Source organism: Bartonella sp. AA1HLJMS, from assembly GCF_042197445.1.
GTDB lineage: Bacteria > Pseudomonadota > Alphaproteobacteria > Rhizobiales > Rhizobiaceae > Bartonella.
This window is the reverse complement of the sequence record NZ_JBHIRW010000056.1, coordinates 1-5,717: the sequence shown is the minus strand read 5'-3', so window position 1 is coordinate 5,717 and position 5,717 is coordinate 1. Positions and strand designations below refer to the sequence as shown.

General features: G+C 40.5%; 8 protein-coding genes and 1 pseudogene. 2 read left to right on the top strand and 7 right to left on the bottom strand.

Translation table 11 applies throughout. The annotated features are described in order from the left end of the window. A partial coding sequence (locus ACFIQE_RS08470; RefSeq protein WP_375707530.1) for a lysozyme occupies window positions 1–161 on the bottom strand: 161 nt, incomplete at its 3' end. A 157-nt stretch (window positions 162–318) separates the two neighbouring features. On the opposite strand from ACFIQE_RS08470, the gene ACFIQE_RS08465 reads away from it, so the two are divergent. Beyond that, entirely contained in the window at window positions 319–621 is a 303-nt protein-coding gene (locus ACFIQE_RS08465) for a type II toxin-antitoxin system RelE/ParE family toxin (RefSeq protein ID WP_375613971.1), read from the top strand. Then, a complete protein-coding gene (locus ACFIQE_RS08460) occupies window positions 608–928 on the top strand; it encodes an addiction module antidote protein (protein WP_006589073.1) in 321 nt (106 codons plus the stop codon). The genes ACFIQE_RS08465 and ACFIQE_RS08460 overlap by 14 nt, the downstream gene beginning before the upstream one ends. A 46-nt stretch (window positions 929–974) precedes the next feature. Here the strand turns inward: ACFIQE_RS08460 and ACFIQE_RS08455 are convergent, their stop codons facing one another. The 6 genes and pseudogenes from ACFIQE_RS08455 to ACFIQE_RS08430 all read right to left on the bottom strand — a co-directional run. Next, window positions 975–1,253 carry a hypothetical protein gene (locus ACFIQE_RS08455; protein ID WP_375613969.1) on the bottom strand — a complete coding sequence of 93 codons (279 nt, stop codon included), beginning with the start codon at window positions 1,251–1,253 and terminating at the stop codon, window positions 975–977. Beyond that, on the bottom strand, window positions 1,250–2,008 hold the full coding sequence (locus tag ACFIQE_RS08450) for an antA/AntB antirepressor family protein (RefSeq protein ID WP_375707529.1): 759 nt from the start codon (window positions 2,006–2,008) through the stop codon (window positions 1,250–1,252). The genes ACFIQE_RS08455 and ACFIQE_RS08450 overlap by 4 nt, the downstream gene beginning before the upstream one ends. Window positions 2,009–2,315: 307 nt before the next feature. Then, entirely contained in the window at window positions 2,316–3,623 is a 1,308-nt protein-coding gene (locus ACFIQE_RS08445) for a contractile injection system protein, VgrG/Pvc8 family (protein WP_375692457.1), read from the bottom strand. Next, on the bottom strand, window positions 3,620–3,844 hold the full coding sequence (locus tag ACFIQE_RS08440) for a tail protein X (RefSeq protein WP_375637136.1): 225 nt from the start codon (window positions 3,842–3,844) through the stop codon (window positions 3,620–3,622). Before ACFIQE_RS08440 ends, ACFIQE_RS08445 begins: the two co-directional genes overlap by 4 nt. Continuing rightward, a complete protein-coding gene (locus ACFIQE_RS08435) occupies window positions 3,841–4,221 on the bottom strand; it encodes a phage tail protein (protein WP_375707528.1) in 381 nt (126 codons plus the stop codon). Before ACFIQE_RS08435 ends, ACFIQE_RS08440 begins: the two co-directional genes overlap by 4 nt. A gap of 5 nt (window positions 4,222–4,226) precedes the next feature. Further along, a pseudogene (locus ACFIQE_RS08430) lies at window positions 4,227–5,717 on the bottom strand (phage tail protein); the annotation flags it as partial.

Here is a 5,717-nt window from a genome sequence, read left to right as displayed (position 1 = left end):
TTTTCCGTGATGGTCATGCCTTCATAAACAAAAGGCTTTCCAGCATTGTTTGTATGTCCATAACCTATTGTCCACACACCAATGGTATCTTTGTAGGCGTTTAAACGCAAGCCTTCCCATTGTTTAATCAGTGCTAGCCCTTCTGGTGATATTTTTCGCATATATTTCTCCATAAAAAAAGCCCCGCAAAAGCAGAGCTGGATTAAAAATTGATATTTTTCCCATTTGAAAGGATGGCTTGTTAAAACCTATGTAGCTTGTTCATTGGAACAAAAGAATGTATTTGACATTATCTATTATGTAGCATATAAACTACAAATGTTTATTGTGAAAAAAACACACTGTTTTACAGAGTGGTTAGACTCGTTAAAAGACAAACAAGTGCAAAAGAAAATTGCTGCACGTATTTTCCGCCTTGAATATGGGCTTCTAGGAGACGTGAAATATTTCCGTGGCATTGGTGAACTAAAAATAAATTATGGACCAGGCTATAGGGTTTATTTTGTAAAACAAGGGAAACAAATCATTTTGTTATTAAATGCTGGTGATAAATCCACACAACAAAAAGATATCGAAAAAGCCCTTCAATTAGTAAAGGAAATGAAACATGGAAATTACTAAATTTGATGTAAGTGAATATTTTAATACACCTGAAGACTTTAAGATCTTATTAGATGATGCTTTAGAAACCAAAAATAGTGGCTATATTGCACATGTATTAGGTATTATTGCGCGTAAACAAGGAATGACAACTGTTTCTCAAGAGACAGGACTAAATCGCGAGTCTCTTTATCGTTCTTTAAGCGATAAAGGTGATCCACGACTTTCTACTTTTCTTAGTGTTTTGAGTGCTTTAAATTTGCAGATTAGCTTAACGCCTATCCAAAATAATTGTAAGGAACAAGCGGCTTTAGAAGAAGCATCTTGACCACCTCCCCATTTTTGAGAACGGGGAGGGGAGTTCTATTTTTTAATTAAGCAACCTTTTTAATGGGGCTCTCCAAATTTGGTTCGTAAGCTTTTAACAAAGGCTCCATAATCGGGGGAGGTTTTAAGGTTCCAAAATTTGTAATCATTGCCAAAATTCTGAGTGCATTTGGTGATTCATCTTGAAGTTTTAAAATCAAAGCTTTTTCTATTGCATCCATGGTCTCAATGAGAGCATTAAAAGCCTTATCTTCGACATCATCACGATCAGAAAATTGAAACAAAGCCATCCATAAATCACATAAAAAGTCGATACTGGTGTTCATTGTACACCTCCATGGATTTGTTCTCTCAAACATGCCAATCCTTTTGGTGTGATTTTTGTTGAAGGGAGCACCTTTTCTGTACCATCCGGTCTTTGAATGGTGATAGCAGGGCAGTCCATGAATCCTTTCTTGATTTTATCCTGATAAGGTAACAGAGGCGCCCCTGGAGCCCGTCGATACACCCAATCATGTTTACGCAAGTAATCTGTTAAATCCTTTGGTCGTACTTCAAGCATTTTCGCTGCTTCAATAAGACCGAATAAACCATCAGAGCGCTTTAAACCATCAAGTGCTTTTGCTTTTGGTGCTAATTCTGCAATGGTGTTATCCTTTTGCTCGATTTGACTTTGTAAGTGATTCAAAACACCAAGTAATGCTTCGGGTTTGGAATAATCAACTTGTGGAGCGGCTATCTGTGGTGTCACTACTTGTTTTAACCGTCTTTCACATTCGATAAAGTATAAACGAGCTTCTCTACCTTTCTTATTATTTTCAAGCATAGAGAGCTCTTTGGCTACACTTAAAGTCAGATGATAATCTTTACGATTGTGACCACCTCTGCCTTTGCTCGCCAAATTTGGCGACCAAACAAAGTCTTGATTTTCTAATAAATTATATTTTTTGATACGGTCAGTAATCCAATTGGAAAAATCTTTACCTATTTCTAAAAACGCATGTAATTCACGTGCGTTGACTGTTTGAACGATATCACCATTAATCGTGGTTTGATGTATATCAATTAAATACTGTGCCATAATTTGGCTCCTATGTGCTTAAAGGTTTCTTAATGACACTCAATTAAAGAGCGCCGGGTGCTAAGAAACACGGCACATAGCCCGTCGTTACGCCTTTCCCAAAAGGGTATTGTATAGCATAACCACACCCGACAATATCATTATATGCTTGTAGCATACAACGAGTCAAAGTTTTTAATTGGCGGTGAAAAGATTGTTTCGGCAATCTATCCGCTATGTGTTTAAGGTGTTTCTTAGGCACCTGATTCGATTATTCATATTGTCGCCACATTGTCAAGTAGCTTCTAATAATTTTTTGATATTTTTGCTAATTGATATCTTCCTCATCCATATGGATAACGCCTTCACCTTCGTCGCATGCGTCTGGTGGGGCGTTTGGGTCGAGGGTATCATCTTTGTCTGGTGTGGTGTTTGCAACGTTTCTAGCTGTGTCTTCTTGGGCTTCATCAAAAAGCTCGCACTCTATTTTTGTGGTGTAACCACTCGTTTTATCAAGTTTGTGCTTAACGCTCTTGATGCGCCATTCTGCTGGAATATAGGGGCGGAAAGGGGGCTCTTGAACAAGCTTTGCTTCTGCTTGCACAAACGGATCACCACCGATATCACATGAGAAAGAAGACTTACCGCGTGATGATTTATTGCGATAAGCAGCAATGGCCGCAACAGCCTCTGATTGGTTATGGTAGGTGTATTTGAGTTCATGAAACGGCGGATTACCAACTTTGACTTCTTTTTTTTCACCACTGCGGATATCATGATAGGTTGCGAGAACACCGCCTTTCTTCTCTTTGTCTTCTTCTTTCTCAGATTCTTTTTCTGCTTTTTCTGATTCAGATGATGATGCTCTGTCACTGTTATCCATATGGATAAAGTTTTCATCATCATCAATCTCTTCTGGCTCTCGTGCATCAGCAGCGGCTTTTTGGTCGTCCCCCACATCTGTTTCTAAGCCATTGGCTGCACCTGCTTCATCTCGTGCGCTGTATTTAAAATCCCAAGAGGTACAATGTTTTTCATGGATAACAATAACGGGGAGTGTTTCACCAGTGATGGCTTTGCCTTCGCCCCGTTTAGCCAAAACAAGCTTGCCATCAACGGGTTTTGCTACCGCATCATAGTCTTCTGCAAGGCGTGTGGCAAAAGCCATATCGCTTTCAGAAGTTTGGTCAATGTGACGCACAACAATTTTAGCAAGAGCAGGGTCAACTTTTGGTGTATAGCCATTACGCTGTGCTATCTCTTGAACAATACTGCCAAGGGTTTGCTGGTGATAGGATTGGCTTTTTGGGGTTCTGTAAGACGTGTTCATTGATGCGGCGCGCCCTGTCACGCTTAAGCTTTGTGGTGGGCTGCTTACAGAGATTTCGTCTATCAGATAGGATCCCATATCGCGGTTTTTGCCCCCTTCATAGCCAAGTGTGACAGAAATGATTGTTCCGATAAGAGGAATATCAAGAAAGCCGTTATCACTGTCACGTGCGCGGTCATCAAGCTCTATAGTGATACGGTCACTTTTGTTTTCTGCTTCATCGGTAATTTCAATCGACAAAACATAGTCCATCAGCATTCTTGTGATGTCCTCTCCATTTGCCATCACTGTGCAAAAAGGTTTCATGATTTGCTACCCCAAATTCTGATTACCGGTGTGGCTTTAGGATAGGGGAGGGTTGGCAAAACGATTGTGATTCCTGCTTTTAAAATGGGTCCATAGTCTGCAAGACCAAAATTTGCTGCATAAACGCGTTCAACAGCAAGGGCTTGTTGACCCTTTGCATAGTATCTCCAGCAAATGGCATCAACCATATCGCCTTCTTTTGTTACGTAAAGATCACTCATAGGTCTTCACCATATTCTCTCAATTTTATTGTAAATTCTTGTTTTTTTGGGGTGCCGTTATGATGAAAAACACTTTGCTTTTCCTCTACGGAAAGAATGACAAACTTACCTAAGATTTTGCCTTGACCGGTCACAAGAATGTGAGGTCCTTCATGTGCCATTTGCCGTAAATATTCGAGCTGTCTGTGACCACCTTTGAAATCTGGATAAATCACACCAGTTAAAGAAAATTCCGCATTTGCAACGGCAGGCAATTGAAGAGCTGCTTTGCGCCCCAATCGTCCTTGCTCTACCCATGGAATGCCATAAGACATATCAAGTGTTTGATAAGCAGCTGTTTCAATCGAAAAAATAAAACCACCCAAAGCTAACATCATGGTATTTAATCCGAAAGGCTAGAGGCTATGGCTAAACGTTGCTGTTTTGCATAGCGTTCAAGTGCTTGATTGACAGCGTCTCTGATTTCGTCCTTGAGACCATTTGGTACTGAAATATTGAGATTTGTAATGGTTACACGGGCGTCTACTTCAATGGGCTTATGAACCGTAATTGGCTTTGGAGCTTTAAAAGCACCTACTTTATTTGTTGCCTGCATTTGTCCTGTTTCAACGACACTTGTATTAAAACCACTCTTGCGTTTTTCAGGGGGGGTATTTGTAACCACTGCTGTATCCAGCATTTTTTTGCCCGTGTATTGGTTTCATCAGTAAAGGTTTTAATGGTCTGCGTTGAAGTTTTGTCTATTGAGACATTAAACTTTGATTTTTTTCCTCCAAAGCCAGGTATCCAACTGGTTAATTTATTCATCATATTGCCAAATCCGTTATATAGATCACCCCATTTGCTTTTGATGCCCTCCCAAAGCCCATTAATAAGATTGGAACCTGCTTCCATTAAATCGACCCCAAGCAACCATTTAATCAATGCATTTATGCCTTTTGCAATCCAAGAGAGGGGTGAAAACTTTTTAAAGAGACTAAAGAGGTTACTGAAAATGTTACTGCATAAATTAGCCAAAGAACTCAACAAATTTCGTAAGAAATTCATGACCGTATCCCAATTTTTATAAAGCAGATATCCAATTCCAATAAGGGCTGCAATACCAGCCATTATCCAGCCTATGGGGGTTGTCATGATAGCAACACCAAGCGATATAAAAGCAGAACCAACAGCGGTTATTGCTGGAATAACTGAAGCTATAAGAACTGCTCCAACCGCGGCTAAAGATGCTGCTACCCAACCATTGAGTTTGTCCCAATATTGATAGAGGACAAAGAGCGCTGCAATGCCACCCATTAACCAACCGATAGGCGTCGTCATTATAGTATAGCCAAGTGTGACAAATGCGGCTCCTACGGCTGCTAATGCGGCAATGAGTGGACCAAAAATGAATGAACCAAGAGCTACAAGCCCCACCTTGAAAAGGGTTATTTCACCAATCAGAGGTTCTAGCCATTGGAACCAGCCTTTAATCCTCTCTGTGAGATCACTGATGCCTTTTCTTAAATCAGAGGTAGGATTAAGCAAATCATTAAGGACTTTTTTTAAGGTTTTAGCCCAGCTCGCAACAGTTGTTTGAATGAGGTCGCGGTTTTCATCAATCAACTTTGAAAAACCGTCAATCATATCATTAATCACGGGCATGAAACGCGCGCCAATAAAGCTCGCGATACCGCCTATTTTTTTCTTAAAAGCACCAAGCTTGTCACTTAAATCTGCTGCATAGCGTGCAACATCGGCACCTATCAGCCACTTTCCTTTTCGCGCCTTTGCAAACAGCTCTTTAATGGGTGCCATGCCTTGTGCAAGCATGGAAGCCATTTCTTTGCCATCACCCCCAAACAGCAGAGCGGCAATATGCTGTCTTTGTGCT

Bases quoted from the DNA above. Each gene is read 5' to 3' on its own strand.
- ACFIQE_RS08465 (WP_375613971.1), top strand. From the start codon at position 319: ATGTTTATTGTGAAAAAAACACACTGTTTTACAGAGTGGTTAGACTCG.
- ACFIQE_RS08460 (WP_006589073.1), top strand. From the start codon at position 608: ATGGAAATTACTAAATTTGATGTAAGTGAATATTTTAATACACCTGAA.
- ACFIQE_RS08455 (WP_375613969.1), bottom strand. From the start codon at position 1,253: ATGAACACCAGTATCGACTTTTTATGTGATTTATGGATGGCTTTGTTT.
- ACFIQE_RS08450 (WP_375707529.1), bottom strand. From the start codon at position 2,008: ATGGCACAGTATTTAATTGATATACATCAAACCACGATTAATGGTGAT.
- ACFIQE_RS08445 (WP_375692457.1), bottom strand. From the start codon at position 3,623: ATGAAACCTTTTTGCACAGTGATGGCAAATGGAGAGGACATCACAAGA.
- ACFIQE_RS08440 (WP_375637136.1), bottom strand. From the start codon at position 3,844: ATGAGTGATCTTTACGTAACAAAAGAAGGCGATATGGTTGATGCCATT.
- ACFIQE_RS08435 (WP_375707528.1), bottom strand. From the start codon at position 4,221: ATGATGTTAGCTTTGGGTGGTTTTATTTTTTCGATTGAAACAGCTGCT.